The 19,131-nt window shown below is 39.9% G+C and carries 14 protein-coding genes; 3 read left to right on the top strand and 11 right to left on the bottom strand.

What is annotated here, in order from left to right:
- Positions 1-2 precede the first annotated feature (2 nt).
- Complete coding sequence (locus MKY65_RS03200) at positions 3-1,118, bottom strand: ABC transporter ATP-binding protein (RefSeq protein WP_339182340.1); 1,116 nt, start codon at positions 1,116-1,118, stop codon at positions 3-5.
- A 287-nt stretch (positions 1,119-1,405) separates the two neighbouring features.
- The gene (locus tag MKY65_RS03195; protein WP_339182338.1) at positions 1,406-1,798 is read right to left on the bottom strand and encodes a hypothetical protein; all 393 of its coding nucleotides are present in this window, start codon (positions 1,796-1,798) and stop codon (positions 1,406-1,408) included.
- Positions 1,799-2,089: 291 nt separating this feature from the next.
- Here MKY65_RS03195 and MKY65_RS03190 point away from each other — a divergent pair, with 291 nt between their 5' ends.
- From MKY65_RS03190 to MKY65_RS03180, 3 genes are all read left to right on the top strand, one after another.
- Entirely contained in the window at positions 2,090-2,563 is a 474-nt protein-coding gene (locus MKY65_RS03190; protein ID WP_339182336.1) for a DUF1307 domain-containing protein, read from the top strand.
- 108 nt (positions 2,564-2,671) lie between these two features.
- Positions 2,672-3,148 carry a DUF1307 domain-containing protein gene (locus MKY65_RS03185; RefSeq protein WP_339182333.1) on the top strand — a complete coding sequence of 159 codons (477 nt, stop codon included), beginning with the start codon at positions 2,672-2,674 and terminating at the stop codon, positions 3,146-3,148.
- Positions 3,149-3,298: 150 nt separating this feature from the next.
- The gene (locus tag MKY65_RS03180; RefSeq protein ID WP_339182331.1) at positions 3,299-3,760 is read left to right on the top strand and encodes a DUF1307 domain-containing protein; all 462 of its coding nucleotides are present in this window, start codon (positions 3,299-3,301) and stop codon (positions 3,758-3,760) included.
- Positions 3,761-3,822: 62 nt separating this feature from the next.
- Here MKY65_RS03180 and MKY65_RS03175 read toward each other — a convergent pair whose 3' ends face one another.
- The 9 genes from MKY65_RS03175 to MKY65_RS03135 form a co-directional block, all read right to left on the bottom strand.
- Entirely contained in the window at positions 3,823-5,652 is a 1,830-nt protein-coding gene (locus MKY65_RS03175; protein ID WP_339182329.1) for a glycoside hydrolase family 13 protein, read from the bottom strand.
- A gap of 4 nt (positions 5,653-5,656) precedes the next feature.
- Positions 5,657-8,077, bottom strand: a complete 2,421-nt coding sequence (locus MKY65_RS03170; RefSeq protein ID WP_339182327.1) for a glycogen/starch/alpha-glucan phosphorylase — start codon at positions 8,075-8,077, stop codon at positions 5,657-5,659.
- Positions 8,078-8,293: 216 nt separating this feature from the next.
- Entirely contained in the window at positions 8,294-9,757 is a 1,464-nt protein-coding gene (gene glgA, locus MKY65_RS03165) for a glycogen synthase GlgA (RefSeq protein WP_339182325.1), read from the bottom strand.
- 10 nt (positions 9,758-9,767) lie between these two features.
- Entirely contained in the window at positions 9,768-10,940 is a 1,173-nt protein-coding gene (gene glgD / locus MKY65_RS03160) for a glucose-1-phosphate adenylyltransferase subunit GlgD (protein WP_339182322.1), read from the bottom strand.
- Complete coding sequence (locus MKY65_RS03155) at positions 10,930-12,072, bottom strand: glucose-1-phosphate adenylyltransferase (protein ID WP_339182319.1); 1,143 nt, start codon at positions 12,070-12,072, stop codon at positions 10,930-10,932. The genes glgD and MKY65_RS03155 overlap by 11 nt, the downstream gene beginning before the upstream one ends.
- 149 nt (positions 12,073-12,221) lie before the next feature.
- On the bottom strand, positions 12,222-14,150 hold the full coding sequence (gene glgB, locus MKY65_RS03150; protein WP_339182317.1) for a 1,4-alpha-glucan branching protein GlgB: 1,929 nt from the start codon (positions 14,148-14,150) through the stop codon (positions 12,222-12,224).
- Positions 14,151-14,280: 130 nt separating this feature from the next.
- Complete coding sequence (locus MKY65_RS03145; RefSeq protein WP_339182315.1) at positions 14,281-16,014, bottom strand: phospho-sugar mutase; 1,734 nt, start codon at positions 16,012-16,014, stop codon at positions 14,281-14,283.
- Positions 16,015-17,464: 1,450 nt separating this feature from the next.
- The gene (locus tag MKY65_RS03140; protein ID WP_339182313.1) at positions 17,465-18,676 is read right to left on the bottom strand and encodes an MFS transporter; all 1,212 of its coding nucleotides are present in this window, start codon (positions 18,674-18,676) and stop codon (positions 17,465-17,467) included.
- Entirely contained in the window at positions 18,669-19,100 is a 432-nt protein-coding gene (locus MKY65_RS03135; protein ID WP_339182310.1) for a MarR family transcriptional regulator, read from the bottom strand. The genes MKY65_RS03140 and MKY65_RS03135 overlap by 8 nt, the downstream gene beginning before the upstream one ends.
- Positions 19,101-19,131: the final 31 nt, after the last annotated feature.

Genomic DNA, 19,131 nt, shown 5'->3' with positions numbered 1-19,131 from the left:
CGTCATATCGCCTGAACCTCCCCATGCCCGCTGAAGGAAGCTGGACGAATTAATGCTTCCGTCTGTGCATCAAAAAAACTCAGGTGCTCTGTCGATATATACACCTCCAGCTGGTTACCTGCTGTGATATCCCATTGCCCCGGCCATTTTGCTGTCCATAATTCGCCGCCGACATCCAAAGCGAGCGATGTCTCATTCCCTAACTGCTCTACATGAATCACTTCTAAAGAATGCGTTGCTTCCTGATGGATTGCCGGCTGGATATGCTCCGGTCTTATTCCTGCGATGATGTTTTTATGTACCTGAAACGCCTTCTGCAGCCTGGCATCTGCCGAAAAGGACAGTGTCTTGTTCACAAGAAAATTCGAGACATCCTTTATTTCCGTTTTGCCCATATTCATTTTGGGAGAACCGATAAAAGAAGCGACAAATAAATTGGCCGGCTCATTATATAATGTAATTGGTTTACCTACCTGTTGAATCTCTCCATCATTCAAGACCATAATCCGGTCTCCCATCGTCATCGCTTCGACCTGATCATGTGTCACATAAATCAAGGTTAAGCCTAATTGCTTCTGCAGCCTTCTAATTTCCACACGCATCTGTGCACGTAATTTGGCGTCTAAATTAGATAGCGGCTCATCCATTAAACAAAGCGGCGCTTCACTGACAACCGACCTGGCCAAAGCAACTCGCTGTCGCTGTCCTCCTGAAAGCTGACGCGGCTTCCTGTTTAAAAGCTCCGATAATCCCATCATTTCTGCTGTTTCCTTCAGCCTTTTCTGCTGTTCCGCTTTAGAAACCTTTTTCGCCTTCAAACCAAACAAGATATTTTGTTCAACCGATAAATGCGGATATAAAGCATAATTTTGAAATACCATCGAAAGATTTCTGTCTTTCGGCTGCAGGTGATTGACTGCTTTTTCATTCATTTTCAATACGCCGTCTGTAATATCCTCCAGTCCGGCAATCATCCGCAGCAAGGTACTTTTCCCGGAGCCGGAGGGCCCTACCAATACAAAGAATTCCCCCTTCTCAATCGTTAAGTTGATTTGCTCTAATATATTATTTCCCGCATGATACGACTTCGTGATATCTTTTAACTCGATATAACTCATTCTTTTCCTCCCTTCATTCAAGTACATTAAAACATATCTTTTTCTTGAAATAGGGAAATTTACCGAACCTATACCAATACTTCATTTTCCATTAAAGGAACTTACAGTAGCTTAATAAATTTGACACTTTCCTCTTTATCTCCAAACAAAGTATTTTTTGAATAGAAAATAAGAAAATCCGAACGTATCCAAATTCTAATAAAAGAATCCCCTGCGATAGTTCGGATTTTCCATTGATTCAACTACTTATATTTCAGTATCTTTTTCATTTAACAATCATTATTTAACTATTTTAATGTCGTCTTTAATTTTTTAAACCGTTCGTCCAGCATTTCATGCGCATTGATTTCCTGTACTGCAGAAGCTTTTGCAGCATAGCTTGCAAAATTTAATCCTGCACCGAATAATTGTAAAGCTCCATCCCCCAGATTACCTTTTTGCAGGTCTTCAATACCGTCTCTTAAAAAATTATTACTTTCATCCAAATGACAGTCAAATACCTCTTTCTTCCCTTCACTGCTAAGCTTTAAGTTCTCCAATATCTGCTTCGCTGTTTGTTCCGATATGCCTGCATCAACTTCGATTAACAAATCATTGATTGGCTGGACAAGCCTTGCATATATGCTGTCGTATTCCTGACAATATTGCTTAATTTTTTCTCTGCGCTCTTTTGCTTCCATTATGGTACCTCTTTTCTTTTTAAATAGTCTGATTATAATAACATAGAATAAACGTCATGAAAAAATCTTTACATGAAGCTTGTCCTTTTATATCATACTTTAAACCGTAAAACCCAGTAATATCCAAAACAAACCAATTTTCATAATGAACATCCAAAAAAAGCAAATAAAACCTACTTCAAGCGCAGGATAATAGTCTAATTCTTTATTTTTTATCCATTTTGCTTTGACTTTGACTGTTTAATTCGGTACGCTAATTTTACAAATAAATAGATTGGGGCAAATTTCATAATGCAAAAAAGAATTTTTAGAATTACCGGATTATTATTTTTATTTATTTCTATAGCTGGACTAATGGCTTGTGGGAAAGAAGAAACAGTTACACTTCAAGGGGAACAAATGGGAATGACAATGGAAGTAACCATGGATGCTACAGATGATGAAATGACAAAACAAACGGTTAAAGCTAACATTCCTTATTCTATCGTAGGTGCAGCTTCACAGGAAGAAGCAGAATCGATGGATGAGCTTTTCCGTTCAGAATTTGAACCATTTGAGGATATCGACGGCATCGAATTTGATTTGGATTATGGCGAAGAAGAATTAACTCAAACAATTTCTGTTGATTTAACTGTTGCCGATATTGAAGAAATCAACAGTATTCCTGGCGCTAGTTTCCCAGACACTGGAGATGATGAATATATTAGTCTGGAAGAAACAGTGAGCGATTTTGAAGAGCAAGGATTTGAAGTAGTAGAAGAATAGTTTGAGAGTAAAACCGTACCCGTGGAGGTGCGGTTTTCGTTTGACTTTAATCGTTTAATTCGGTACGATGGCAACTGTATTAAAAAATGGATAGGAGCAATGACACAGATGAAAAAGAAAACTTTCAGAATTACTGGACTATTAGTTTTATTGATTGCTATTTTTGGATTGGCAGCATGTGGCTCTAACGAAACGGTAACGCTTCAAGGAGAAGAAATGGGCCAACAGCAGGAAATTACATTAGAGGCAAAGGGCGATGAAGTTCAATCCATGGCAGCTGAAATGACCATACCGTATGCCTTAATCGGAGTCGAGTCAAAGGAAGAGGCAGAGTCTATGGATGAGATGCTTCAATCCGAATTTGAGGAAGCAAATGAAGCAGATGGTGTAGAGGTTGAACTTACTTATGAAGAAGAAGAAATTGTGGTAGCCATCAATATCGACCTGACAACAGCTGGTCCAGAAGAACTGAACACGCTAGGCTTCGGTATCGATGAAGATGCTTTTGATGAGGAAGATTTAAGCTTAGAAAAAATGGTCAGTGAATTGGAAGATAACGGTTTAGAAGTAGTAGAAGAAGAATAGGAAGAATGTAAAGCGGTATCTGCTCAGATACCGCTTTACTTTTATCTTTCCACTATTTTTACTAGTCTATTATTCACGAATTTCGATTTTGACTTTCCTATTCTAATTCGATACGATTAGCTTAATTACATAAGAATAGGAGATACAAAGATGATACAGAAAAAAAGCTTGCAAGCAACTGGTTTTTTCGTCTTGTTGATTTCCTTTATTACCTTAGCTTCCTGCAGCTCCGAGCAGGAAGCAGTAACGTATAAATTAGAGGAAGACAATAATTCTATCGAAACAACCTTTGTAGCTGATGATGGAGAAATCATTGAACAATCCAGTCAGAGCATCACCTCTTATGATAGTATCCAAGGCATTGAATCAAAAGAGGATGCAGAGGCGCTTCTTGTCCCTTCTGCTGAACCATTACAAGGGATAGAGGGGCTGGAATATAATCTTGCTTTTGAAGAAGATCATTTCACTGAAACAATTACCATTGATTTCACCATTGTAGATCTTTCAGAGCTGCCGGGACTTAATGAAATTGTAGAAAATGAAGAGGATAATTTGAATCTGGATGATGCGGTAGAAACCATGGAAGAACAAGGCTTTGAAAAGGTAGATTAATAACTTTAAAAGCAGGCTGTATCGAGGTGAATCGAGGCAGCCTGCTTTTATTGAATACACAACTATATTTTTCCTGTTACAAAGAAATCACTTTTTCCGTCTATCGTGACATCCTTCAATATACCCTTTATCGCTTCCTCGGTTAATGGTACTTCCCGCAAGAAATGCAGGTCAGAAGCATAACAGGTCTTTTCTTCATCATGCGGATTAATCATATAGATGGTATATTCCGCATCTGTAAAACGAAGCATTCCTAAGATATCGTCGGTATGAAAAAGAACAAAATCCCCATATTTTAACGTACTGTTTTGTTTTCTTTCCGTAATCCACCTTTGACAATGCTTGAAAATATCCTGGTCGATATCCTCCCATGGGAAGAATTTACGGTTATCGGGATCCTGTTCTCCTGTCACCCCAGCTTCATCTCCATAATAAATACAAGGAATTCCCGGAGCAATCAATAAAAAGCTCAGCGCAAGCTTCAGCCTTTCCTTATCCTCTCCAAGAAATGTATAGATTCGTTTCGTATCATGCGTCCCGATATTATTCAAATTATTAAAAAGAACATCTTTCGGATAATTTTCGTGAAGCTGCGTTAATCGCTGACAGAGCTCTTTTGGCGTTTTTTCTAATTGCAGCAGATCTAAGACCGTGTTTCGGAATGGATAGTTCATCACCCCATGCAAATGATTTCCCAGGATATATTGTCTGCGTTCATCATAAGAAATCTTATTTGATGCATCCTCCCATACCTCACCAATCAACACCTTCTCCGGATACTGGTCCAGCTTATGGCGAATGCCGGCAATAAATTCATCCGGGAGCTCATCGGCTACATCTAAACGCCACCCATCTACACCCAGCTTACTCCATTTATCAATTACACTGCTGTCATCCTGGTAAATATAATCTTGAAAATCTTTATTAAACTTATCTACTTCCGGCAGGTCATCAATCCCCCACCAGGAGGCATATTTATCCGGATAGTCAGTGAATGTAAACCAGGGATAATACGGGCTTTCTTGATTTCGGCAGGCTCCCTTATCCTCTCCATACGTACCATCATAGTTGAAATAAATGCTATTTCGTCCTACATGGCTGAATACGCCGTCCAAAATGACATGAATGTCTTCCGCATGTAAATCTTCTATGATTTCTTTAAATAGCTTTTCATCGCCGAGCATTGGATCAATTTTCATATAATCTGCCGTATCATAACGGTGGTTACTTGCTGCTTGAAAAACGGGGTTCAGATATATGGCATTGATACCTAAATCCTTCAGGTAAGGTATCTTTTGCCGGATTCCTTCTAAATTTCCGCCATAAAAATCCCAACGAAGAATCTCTCCCTTTGGACCGCGCACATACAGCGGTGTATCGCGCGTATCCCCATAAAGAAAACTATTCCGTTTTGGTGCATTTACTTGCCCGTCTGGATTGCCATTATAAAAACGGTCAGGAAATATCTGATAAAAAACAGCCTCCTGATACCAATCCGGTGTCTTTTCTTCTTTTTCAAAGCAGGTCAGCTGGTAAGGAATCACCTCATGCTGTTCATGATAGAGTTTCCCTTCCCCTTTTACAGGTGATGCACCCCAAAAAGCCGACACTTCCTCCCCGTTATCATCCTTCCACTTCACAGCAAAATAGTAAAAATAGAGACCCTTTCCTTCATGAGGCGCATAGCTATAAGAGAAACGATTATCGCCTATATCCTTCATTAAATAGGCTTTTTCCTCATGCGACCCATTTTCTTTTCGAATCATAAATTGTACTTCGCTTCTATGACTTTCATGGACATCCACTTGAAAGGTAACCTTTTCGTTCAGCTGTACCGCTCCAAATGGCTTTTTATAATCGCTTATCCATGAATTATAATAAACATGTGGCATAATACTATCCTTTCTCAGTAACAAATGAATCTTTTGACTCGATTTTCCAAATATCCTCTGCATATCGGCTGACCGTCTCATCGGAGGAGAATCTGCCGGCATTCGCAATATTGATGAGGCTCATTTTCTGCCAGAAGGTTTGATTTCCATAAGCCTTATCAATTTCCTTCTGCGCTTCTACATAAGAATCAAAGTCGCGCAGCAGGAAGTACTCGTCATTATATTTTATGAGGGAATCAAAAATTTCACGTCCTTCATAAACAATATTTGGAATCGTGCCATCAATGAATGCATTTAACACACGGCGAATAACGGCATTTTCATCATATAGCCTTTGGGCGGAGTACTCCTGATTCTCATAATATTCATAAACCTCTTTCTCGGTGAGACCGAAGATATAAATATTATCATCGCCGACTGCATCTCTGATTTCAACATTGGCACCATCCAGCGTCGCAAGTGTAATCGCACCATTCAGCATCAGCTTCATATTACTCGTACCGGAAGCTTCCTTCGATGCAAGGGAAATCTGCTCACTGACGTCTGCTGCGGGGATAATTTTTTCTGCTAGGCTGACATTGTAATTTGGCAGGAAAACAATTTTAATCCGGTCTTTGATATCCGGGTCATTATTAATTAGATTCGCTGTTTCATTAATACATTTAATAATTACTTTGGCATAATGATAGCTTGGCGCTGCCTTTGCCCCGAAAAGAAACACACGCTTTTGCATTTCTAAGCTTGGATTTTCTTTTAAATCCTGATACAGCTTAATAATATGCAATAGATTTAACAGCTGACGTTTATAGGCATGCAGTCTTTTAATCTGCACATCAAAAATGGCATCTGCGGAAACCTTAATATCTGTTGTTTCCAAAATATAATCAGCTAATTTTTGTTTATTTATTTTCTTCGCTGCTGCCAGTTTCTCTAAAACAGACTGGTCCGACTGATAGTTCCTCAGCAATTTCAAATCGCCAGAATCCTGTCTCCATGTCTTTCCAATCGTTTCATCTAACACGTTTGACATGGGTTCATTCACAATTTGTGACCATCTGCGCTGTGCAATTCCATTCGTCTTATTATTAAACCGGTCAGGATAAATAATATAGAAATCATGCAGGACAACCGATTTAAGCAAATCAGAATGCAGTTTTGCCACTCCGTTTGTACTATGGCTGCCAATAATAGATAAGTGTGCCATATGTACCTGCCCATTGCGGATAATCCGCGTACGTTCTACTAAATCATACGGGTGCAGCTCCTGCATCGCCTGTACATAACGTGCATCGATTTCTTCCATAATTTGATACATCCGCGGCAATGTACGCTGCATTAAATCAATGGACCATTTCTCTAATGCTTCCGCCATAATGGTATGGTTCGTATAACTCATTACTTTTACGGTAATATCCCAGGCCTGTTCCCAGGACAGTTCTTCTTCATCAATTAAAATCCGCATCATCTCAGGTACACATAAAGCAGGGTGTGTATCATTGATATGGATAGAAACATATTCGCTGAGCTTGGAAATCGGCTTTTGAAACCATTTCTTATAGTGGCGGATAATACTTTGGATGCCTGCCGATACAAAGAAATATTCCTGTGTTAAACGGATTAAACGTCCCTGTTCATTGGAATCATCCGGATATAGAACAGCTGTTAAATCCTCCAATTCTCTGCGTCCCTGGATGCTTTGGTACTTATCCTCTTCCGAATCAGGAATCTCTACAGCCCAGAGCCGTAATGTATTGACAACATTATTTTCATAGCCTACCATTCCGGTATCGTAAGGCACGGCCCGGAGAACTCTTTCATTTTCATACACCGGCTTCAATTTTCCATCATTTGTCTCTGCTAAATAAACATGTCCGCCGACACGGACATCTACCGCTTTACTTTCTCTGCGAACTTCCCAGATGTTCCCGCTTTGCAGCCATTCATCCGGAAGCTCTACCTGGTATCCGTCCACGAAGCGTTGTTTAAACAGTCCATAGTCATACCGGATACCATTTCCATTACCCGGAAATCCTCCAGAGGCGATCGAATCCATAAAACAGGAAGCTAATCGTCCAAGACCCCCGTTTCCTAATGCCATATCCTTTTCCACTTCTGCCAGATCATCTAAATGAATACCCAGATCCGTTAAAGCTTCTCTTGCAGTGTCCAATATCCCCAGATTCAATAAATTACTTTTCAGCATTCTGCCAGGTAAAAATTCAATGGAAAAATAGTAAACCTGTTTTTTATTTTTATCCACATAATACTTCCATGTATCTCTCCATGCATCCGAATAACGTGCTTTTACCAAAGCCCCTAATGTATAGAAAATCTCTTGCTCGCTGGCATCCTCCAATTCCATTGCATAATTCTCTCTCAGCCTCTGTTTCAATTCTTCTTTGAAAATTTCCTTATCTAAAGCCATGTATTAAGCTCCTTCTCTGCATTATCTAAGTTTAGCTTGAAGTATTTCTTCCCTGAAAATGTAATTGCATACTGCATTTTAGGGAAGAAGCTATTCATCTCACTTAAACCGATGCGTTTATGTTTTTGGGCCTATAAGAAGGTGTTCAAAAAACTCAATAACATGCGTTACTTCTTGAGCTCTTTGAACACACTCTGCTTCCTATAAAACGAAACTTCATTCAGTGGGAGTTTTACGGGCGATTTCTCCGTGATACAATTCTTTATAAAGCAAATAGTACTGCTCGCTGGACGTCTCCCAGCTGAAATCCTGTACCATTGCAGTCTGGATCAGGCTGTCCCACACATCCTTTTCTTCCTGATAGACATGGATTGCTTTTTTCAATGCTTCCATCATATAGTATGGCGTAAATAAGGAGAAGCCAAACCCTGTCCCTGTTTTTTCAATCGGATTATATGGTTCTACCGTGTCCTTCAATCCGCCTATTTCATGAACTACCGGCAACGTGCCATACCGCATGGAAATCAGCTGTGATAATCCACATGGCTCAAATTTAGAAGGCATCAGGAAGATATCCGCGCCGGCATAAATCTTTTGAGCCAGTGTTACATCAAACGTAATATTTACAGCGCACTTGTTTGGATACCATTCAGAAATCAGCTGAAATGGATGCTCTAATGCTGGATCGCCCGTTCCTAACAGAACAAACTGGACATCATATTGTAATAGATTCTCCAGCTCTTCCAAAACAAGGTGAAAGCCCTTCTGATGTGTCAGGCGGCTGACCACGGCAACGAGCGGAACATCCTTCTTCACAGGGAGCCCCATTAGTTCCTGTAATTCTTTCTTACACTCTTTTTTGCCTGATAAGTCAGCGGAAGAATAGGTAGACTTGAGCGCCAAATCTGTTTCCGGATTATTTATCTCATAGTCTATCCCGTTAACGATACCTGACAGCTTTTCCTGCTCCTGTCTGAGAATGCCTTCTAAGCCGTTGCCAAATTCAGCGGTCTGGATTTCTCTTGCATAAGAATGACTGACGGTATTCACTCTGTCTGCATATACAATACCCGATTTCAGAAAATTAATGTCATCTTTAAAACGAATGGTTCCATCGTGATATTTTCTATCGCCGACCCCGAATAAATCAGACAGCACTTCTGGATGATATTGGCCTTGAAATTCAATATTATGAATGGTCAGCACGGTTCGAATGTTTTGATAAGCTTCAACCCAATGATATTTTTCTTTTAAGAGAAATGGCACCATTGCTGTATGAAAATCATGTACATGAAGGATATCAGGAATGTAATCAACTGCCTCCATCATTTCAATCAGAGCCATCTGAAAGAAAGCAAAGCGCTCCCCGTCATCATAAAAACCATATAAATCATCACGGTCAAAATAGTAGAGATTATCAATAAAATAATAGGTGACATGATCCATTTCCAAACGCTGGATCCCGCAAAATTGATTTCTCCAGCCGACATCTATCGAAAAGGACATTACATGCTCTAACTTCTCTCTATATGCAGCCGGCATTTTTTTGTGAAGCGGCAGTACAACTGCCATTTCTACATCTTTTTTTGCTAATTCTTTCGGGAGTGCACCAATAACATCTCCGAGTCCGCCTGTCTTAAAAAAAGGTGCACACTCTGCACTAGCAAATAATAATTTCATATTTTTCCTCCTATCTCTCTATATCGCCAACTGCTACCCCATTCGCAAGGATATCATTGGTTACGTGCTGATATTTTTCAATTACTACCGGATTTTCTCTTGTCCCTATTATTTGTACTCCTGGATCCACAACCACTTCCTTATCCAAGATGGCATTTTGCACCCTGGCTCCGGCACATATTTTTGCGCTTGGCATAATGATAGATTCGATGATTTCTGTTCCTTTATCTATCACCGTTCCGCGTGAAATAGAGGATCCTTCTACTTTTCCTTCAATGATGCAGCCTGTCGCAAATTGGCTGTTATTCACCTCAGAAGACTCTGAGTAATAGGTTGGAACTTCATTTTTTAATTTTGTATATATTTTTTGGTTAGAATAGAGAAGCGAACTGAATTTTTGCTGGTTCAGCATATCAAGTGATGCATTATAGTATGAATTGATATCAAAAATATTACTTAAATAACCCGTATGCTCATAGGTAGAGCTTTTTACGGTATGGATTTTTTTACGCAGAAAATCTTGGATATCCGCGGGAGTTCCTTCCTGCTGTCCTTCTTTTAATTCCCGAATCAGCCAATCTGTCTGGACGATATAAATATCCATGCAGAGATTCTCCTGCTCGGAAGTCTGCAAATGCTCCATATATGGGCGCACTTCGGTAATTTGGCCATTATCTGTCAGAGACAATACAGCATCTGTCTGGCATATTTTTTCAGATTCTACCTTTTTATAAACTACCGTCATCTCATTGTTTTGCTGCTGGTGAATTTTTAAAACAGCTCGCAAATCGATATTACAAATCATTTTACTGCTCATATAAACCGTATACTCTGATTTTGATTTTTCAAGATAGTCGATCAGCGGACGATAATAGCTTTGGTTATGTGCTTTTAATTTCAAAAAGTCTTGATAGAGGTGGATAAAGAAACGATTATGCACGCCGTCTAAATTCCATTCCTTCCCTCCGCCGATATGATCAAATACAGATTGTGTTTCTCCTTCATTAAAAATCATATAAACCGTATTTATATTCGCATTGACAATACTGGAAAGCGGAAAATCAATCAGTCTGTATTTACAAGCAAACGGCAAGGTTGCCAGCGGTCTCTCATTTGTTAATGGAAGTAAAGCATTATAGCGTTGAATATTCCCTAAAACCGCACAAATTTTATTAGTCCTCATCCATCGTCACTCCAATCACTTCAGAATAGCCTACTACGCCGACCTCTTCCGTTCCGTCAATTACTGTATTGTCACCCACGACCGCGCCTTCTCCAATAATTGCCCGATGGATGGTTACGTCCCTGCCGATGCTTGCTCCCGGCATAATAAAACTATCCGTAATTTTCGAGCCTTCTTTTACCTGCACATCATTCGATAGAATACTATTTTCAATCTGCCCAGCTACATAGCATCCATCAACGATTAGAGATTCTGTCACCGAGGCGGTATCTGTTAAAAAGTTTGGCGGTGAAATCGTATTTCTGGAATAGACACGCCATGATTTATCCCGGATATCCAGATTCATTTCAGGATTAATAAATTCCATGTTTGCTTCCCAGAGTGAATCAATGGTTCCGACATCCTTCCAATATCCGGCAAATCGGTAGACAAATACATTCTCCCCGCCTTCTAAATAAGAGGGGATAACATGCTTGCCAAAATCCAGCATATGATCATCTTTGGAATAGCTGCTTAACAGCACTTCCCGCAACCGGCTCCAGTCAAAAATGTAAATTCCCATCGAGGCCAGGTTACTTTTAGGATTTTCCGGTTTTTCTTCAAATTCTATAATCCGGTCATTTTCGTCTGTATTCATAATTCCGAAACGAGATGCTTCTTTTTCAGGGACTTCCAGCACGGCAACTGTTAAAGAAGCTTCATTTGCTTTGTGTGTCTCAAGCATCTCTTCATAATCCATCTTATAAATATGGTCTCCTGATAATACAAGTAAATATTCGGGGTTCATCTCATCGATATAAGCAATATTCTGGTAAATCGCATGTGCAGTTCCTTCAAACCATTTACCGCCTTCTGAACCAGCATAAGGCTGAAGAATCGTGACGCCGGAATTAATTCCATCCAGCCCCCAGCTTGTCCCATTGTCTACGTGGTTATTTAAAGCGAGTGGCTGATATTGGGTGACTACACCCACATTTTTAATCCCAGAGTTGGCACAATTACTTAATGTGAAATCAATAATACGATATCTTCCTCCAAAAGGAACAGCTGGTTTAGCGATATTTTTTGTCAGTTTTCCTAATCGCGATCCCTTACCTCCTGCAAGAATCATTGCTAGCATCTCATTTTTCATATATTCGGTGAAAGCAGCCTTTCACCTGTCCCCCTTTCGATTACTTCTTCAAAATTTACGTTAAAAAGTAAAACCTGGTGTATTTCTATAATATATTTTTACAGGATACAAAAAATTCCAATAAAAATGATATTTTCCATGATGAAAAATTACTTAGCAGATGGACGTTTTCTTGGTATTTTTATTTTGTCAGGCTGTATGATCAACGCGCCCAATGCCGGTACCACTGTTTTAATCCGATAAGGATATTCCTTAAAAGGAACTTCCTCCGTCAATTGGTCCGGATTGTGCTCTTCCCACGTCCCCCCGAATTCTTGCATTTCTGTATTCCAAATTTCTTTGTAGCTCCCCTGATAAGGAACACCAATCGGAAAGTCCTGACGCTCTACAGGTGTCATATTTAAAACAATAATCAGAAAATCCTTTTTCTTCTTACTTTTTCGGATAAAACTAAGAACCGAATCATTCCGGTTATCGGCATCAATAATCGAAATCGTGTCATAGCTTTCCTCCAGCTCCCACAATGCCGGCTGCTCTTTATACAAGGTATTTAAACAAGCAGTAAAATGCTGCATGTTTTTGTTCATGGAATCTTCTAAATCACGCCATTCCAATCCTTCATCATACTTCCACTCTAAGAATTGTCCCCATTCACTTCCCATGAATAAGAGCTTTTTTCCAGGGTGAGCAATCATATACGTGTATAAATTACGCAATTGCGAAAATTGTTTATATCTGTCTCCCCACATCTTATGCATTAAGCTTCTTTTCCCATGTACAACTTCATCATGAGAAAGCGGAAGGATATAGTTTTCCTGCATCATATACATAAAGGAGAATGTGATCAGGTTAAAATGGTCCTTCCGAAAGGCCGGGTCCATTTTATAAAAGTCCAGCACATCATTCATCCATCCCATATTCCATTTATAATCAAAACCCAATGCGCCTGATTCAATTAATCCCGTAATCTGTGTATCCGATGAACTCTCCTCCGCGATCATCATCACTTCCGGATGAGCCAGCTTGACAACTGCATTTAACTTTTGCAGGAAGTAATATCCTTCATAATTTCGATTCCCGCCTTCATGATTCGGTTCCCAAGGCCCGTCGTCATAATCTAAATAAAGCATACTGGAAACAGCATCGACACGTATTCCATCAATATGATACATTTCTAACCAGAACAAGGCACTGGAGATTAGAAATGATTGCACCTCTGGTTTACCTAAATCGAAGTTGACAGAGCCCCAGCGGATATTGGCTGCCCGGTCCGGGTTCTCATATTCAAATTGAGGAGTACCATCATACTTTGGAAGGGCATCATCATTAATACAGCAATGTCCGGGAACCCAGTCCACGAATACTCCTATATTTTGCTTATGACATGCCTCCACAAAATCTTGAAATTCTTCCGGTTTGCCATAATAAGAGCTTAAAGCAAAATAACCTATCAATTGATATCCCCATGACGCTCCAAGAGGATGCTCCATCAACGGCATAAATTCAATATGGGTATACCCCATTTCCTTGACATAAGGAATTAATTCTTCCTTTAAGTCTGCAAAGGAGTAAGGCGTCCCGTCCTCGTGATGCTTCCAGGAACTGGCATGTACCTCATAGATATTTATGGGACGCTGAAAGAAATTAGAACGTTTCTTTCTTCCATACCATAAACCGTCCTTCCATTTCTTCTCCGGAACATGATGAATTACAGCTGCATTATCCGGCCGCTTCTCAAATGAAATAGCAAATGGATCGATTTTATAAACTACCCTGCCGTCTGCCTGACGTACCTTGTATTTATACAAATCATTTTCGGAAGGCCTGCTGGTGAATACCTCCCAATAGCCATAAGCTTCATTTTTTTGCATCGGCAAGGATTCATCCCAATCATTAAATGTTCCTACCAGCCATATCTGCTGTGCATTCGGAGCCCAGACACGGAAGACAAAACCTGTCTCCCCGTCCTGCTCTTCCTGGTGATATCCGAAAATATGCTGACTATAAAAGTTCTCACCTGAGTGAAATCTTTTTATTGCATCTTCTGTTTCCACTTCCAAATACTCATTCGTTTGCATTTCTTCATTCACCACCTATTGAAGTGCGTGTTCAAAAAGCTGCCAATGGGTTCGATTACTCTCCTCATCGAAACGAGCTGCTGACGCTGACTTTTGAACATCCTCTTGAAGCTTATCCTTGAAGTAATTCTCAGCTGGTTACATTGGTTATTTCGGAAATAGCTGCTGAAAAAGCTTTGATTTTTTCTTCTGCTGCTTCTTCGCTTCCAGCTTTGACACCGATATAAAACTTGATTTTAGGCTCTGTTCCGGAAGGCCGTGCAGCTATCCAGCTCTCGTCTTCCAAGAAATATTTCAATACGTCTGACGGCGGCGTGTTCAACGCGGTTGCTGAACCATCTGCATGTACTTTTTCCTGTAATTTATAGTCCTCTGTGCTGACAACCTTGATTCCTCCAAAGGATACCGGAGATTCTTCACGAAGCTGTCTCATTAGGGAAGCTATTTTCGCCGAGCCTTCTAAACCGCTCATAGTAATAGAGATTGTTTTTTCCTGATAATAGCCATATTTCGCAAAAATTTCTTGTAATGCGTCATAAAGATTTTCGCCTTTTTGCTTGTAGAAAGCAGCTACTTCTGCAATCAATACCAGCGCCTGAATGGCATCTTTATCTCTGACAAAAGGTTTCACCAGATAACCATAGCTTTCTTCAAATCCAAATAGAAATGTCTGCGAGCCGTCCTCCTGATATGCCTGAATTTTTTCAGCGATAAATTTAAAGCCTGTCAGTACATTGACCATTTTAGTTTGATAGTTTTCAGCAATGGCGGTAGAAAGTTCGCTTGAAACAATCGATTTCAATGCAACCGCGTTGTCTGGCAGTGTACCTGCATCTTTTCGCGCTTTTAAAATGTAATCCAGCATTAAGGCTCCAATCTGATTACCGCTCAGGACTCTATAAGTCTCGTCCGGCAATTTCACAGCAACACCCAGGCGATCCGCATCCGGGTCTGTCGCTACCAGCAAATCAGCGCCCTCTTTTTCCCCCAGGGCGATCGCATATTCAAATGCGGAGTGTTCTTCTGGATTAGGAGATTTGACAGTAGTAAAATCCGGATCAGCAATACTTTGCTCAGGCACGAAAGAAAATCCTGTAAATCCAGCCTGCTCTAATGCCTTTTCACCAAGCATTTTCCCGGCGCCATGCAGCGGGGTGAAAACAAGCTTTAAATCTTTCCCTTCTTTCGCTACCAGTTCTCTATTAATTGTTACTGTATCTAATTCCTGTAAATAGGCATCATCCACTTCTTTTCCGATAATTGTCAGAAGCCCTTTTTCTTTCGCTTCTTCTTCGGATAATACCTCTATTTGCAGCGGATTCTCTACGGAACGGACATACGCTGTTAAAGCATCTGCATCTTTCGGCGGCATTTGTCCCCCGCTCTCTCCGTAAATCTTATAGCCATTATAATTTGCAGGATTATGGGATGCCGTAATCATAATGCCGGTAAATGTATTTAAATGTCTCACCGCAAAGGAGAGCTCTGGTGTCGCCCGCAGTGATTCGAATACATATGACGGAATCCCGTGGCTTGCGAGTGTTCTTGCCGCTTCTAAAGCAAATTCAGGGGACTTATGTCTGGAATCATAGGCAATCGCCACTCCCCTTTTTTTATTCTCTTCTGACTGGCTTTCCATAAATCGGGCCAGACCTTCTGTAGCTTGTCTTACCGTATAAATGTTCATACGATTGATTCCCGGTCCCAATATTCCGCGCATACCAGCAGTTCCAAATTCTAAAGGGTGTGAGAAAGCATCTTCTAATTCTGTTTCATTGTTTAAAAGACTCTCTAATTCTGTTTTTAGTTCTCTATCCAGAGTCTCTTCATTCTTCCATTGTTCATAGGTGTTTTGATATGACATAAACATTCCCCCTTCAACATTAAAATCCATACACCATCTTACTGCTAAGTAACATTAACTCTATATTCCTTCGTCAACAAATCAAATTGATATAAAAAAACATCGCTGTAACCCCATTATTATATATTGTATATATATGGAATGGTTCTATGTTATAAATTGATAACACATGTCTGCGATGTTTTATTTACGTTTAGATAATAAATGTCTCTTAAAATATAGTCTATTCTGCTGTTACTTTAACTTTTATTCACGTCCCGGATGAAATAACTAAATTTTCTAAAATCTGATTTTGAAAATCTATTTATCAAACAACAAGAAAGTATTCATTTTTATATAGCAGTAAGAAGGTTATTTGAGTTCATTATACTATAAAACCTTACATAATTATACATTGAATTTAAGAAAAAGGGTTAAAGTTCATATTTTTATCATAATCTATTGGAATTAATTTACTTTTATTATCTTATATAACAGCAATCGACTTTTATTGTATATTTTCTACAAATTTTCACGGTACATCTAAAACAATTTTCACCAAAATCTATAGTTGACAAATTAGATGTCATTATGATTTTTAGCAGCCGTTTCAAAAATACTAGATATTAACTCAACTTTCGCACCTAAGAATAAGCATATATATCTTGCTATTCCAGGGTGAACATGTTCTCCATTACCGTGCTTGCATTTTGGCGAACTATCCGGCCTTTTTGAAATTGGTGATGGTGCATAGCTCCGCTCCGGCCAACCACTCCGCTTTCCGACGTACAGGACGTACTAGTGCAGACGTTGCAACAGGAGGTTGCGGTCTTAGTCTGCCATGGGGACGGCTTCAGCTAACTTGAAAAGAAAACCGCTTTTCAAGTGGATCCTCAGCTCGCCCTGTTCCCATAGGAGTCTCCGTGGTTGGCCTGCGCTCTGATAGGATTCTACAGCGAATGAAAGAAATAACATTTTAATGAGCTGGACAAAATAGCAGCTTTCGTCTGAACAATCCAATCATGACAGTATGGATATGAAATACAGGGAATCGCTTCGATGCACAGAAAGTAATCTTGGCGGAACATTTTACCATACAGCATGAAAAATATGTTCTATCTGATCAAACATCTATTTGATGAGTTGTTTTTCCGCGTATAGAATATCTTACTAGCGGAGGCGGACCGTTTTGACTCCTGAGGGATCAGCACCATCTGAAGATCCACTTTTGCCAAGTGCCCTTCTTGGCAAAAGTTAGCTGAAGAGCGTGCCCCTAGGAAAGCAAAACGGTCCGCCGCAGCGGCGCTTTACACTTCGCCTTCTATATCTTTGTCAAGGGGGGTTATTAAAGGAACGATCAACCCCTGTTTCTATGGAAATGAAGTTACTTTTTAATGTGTGAAAGTTGGGATATTAATGTAAAAAAACCTTCATTCTAAAAAAGCGTCTCTTTTTAGAATGAAGGTTCTTTTTATTTATATGCTAATGCTTGCTTTTGAGCAGAAGAGGCTTTTTTGCCATGTAAAATGGTATACAGCCCTGCTGTTACGAGTACAACCAGACCTAACACGATATAAAGTGTGCTAAATCCAATGGCTGGCGCAATAAATCCGAGGATGTATGGCCCAAATCCTAATCCGCCATCTAAGAAGATAAAGAAAGTGGATGTTGCCAGCCCCATCCGATGTGGCGGTGTCAGCTTGACTGCAATCGCCTGTGTACAGGATTGCATATTACCAAAACCAAGCCCAATCAATACTCCTGCTAATAACAGGGTAAAGCTGCTGTGAGCAAACCCTAAAACAATCATACCGATCGTAAACAGGACAAATGCAGGATACATCACAATATTTGCCCCTTTTAAATCGATTAAACGCCCGGTAAATGGACGAGAGAGTAATACAGCAATAGAATAAACAAGGAAGAATACACTTGCTGTGCTTACCAGATCCAGCTCTATCGCATAGGTATTGAGGAAGGACAGTACACTGGAGTAGCAAAGAGCTAAAATAAGTGTGATGATCGCAATTGGCACAGCTCTAGGCTCTACGAATTGAGAAATAAAATGCTTTTCTTCCTCTTTTTCTATCTCTTTTTCCTCCTTGGTTTCCTCGATAACTGGGATTTTCACAAAAAAGACCGTAAAGAAACTGATCACACCAATTGCTAAACAAAGACCAAATATCCCTTGCATGCTGGTATGCTGGCTCATATATAAGCCTACGAATGGCCCTAAGGCAGTTGATAAGGTAGCACTCATACTATAATAGCCGATTCCTTCCCCTTTTCGTGCTGCCGGAATAATCTGCGCTACAATTGTACCGGTGGCCGTACTTCCAAAACCAAGTCCAATCCCATGGATAAATCGGTTAAAGAGTAAAAAGCCGATGCCAAAATTAAAGAAATATAAAGATGTAGCTACAATAAATATAATAACCCCGATAAACAGGGTTTTTTTCTGACCAAATTTCTCAATATAACGGCCAATAAACAGGCGTCCAATCAGTGCACCGACAATAAATATCCCGACTACCAGTCCGGATTGACTTGCAGTTGCATTAAATTCCTCTGCTGCGTATACTCCCATCACAACGACAAGCAGATAAAAAACAAGTGTTAATAAAAAATTAACTGCGGACACGATAATAAAATCTTTTGTCCATAACTTCGATTCACTACTCACTTCGAAACCCTTCTTTACTTAAAATATTATCTTGAATCTTCATTAAAAATTGAAAAGAAATTTGCTTCTCTTCTTCTGTTAACCCTTCGGAAATGCTATGCTCTAATGCCGTAATCTCTTCTCTGCACACCTGATATACGCGCTTTCCTTCCTCGGTCAGCTCAATAATTTTTTCTCTGCGGTTGGTACTCGGCACTTCTTTAATTAAACCAGATTCCTGCAGGCGGTGAACCCGTCTGGTGATCCCCGGTTTTTCTACTTGATAATAATTGGAAATATCAACAAGTGTTGAGGTACCGCTATCCTTCAGATAAATAATAACCTGCCAGAGGGAATAAGAAAGCTGATACTTTTCCAAAAGATCATTCAAATGCTTCATTAACAATCGATGTGTACGTATATAATGCCGAAATAATCCTTCCATTTGCTAACCTCCACACATAATTAACCAGAGT

This window comes from Oceanobacillus sp. FSL W7-1293 (genome assembly GCF_037969815.1).
GTDB lineage: Bacteria > Bacillota > Bacilli > Bacillales > Amphibacillaceae > Oceanobacillus > Oceanobacillus oncorhynchi.
Note: the sequence above shows the minus strand (reverse complement) of the source record. Positions and strands in the feature narration are given on the sequence as shown.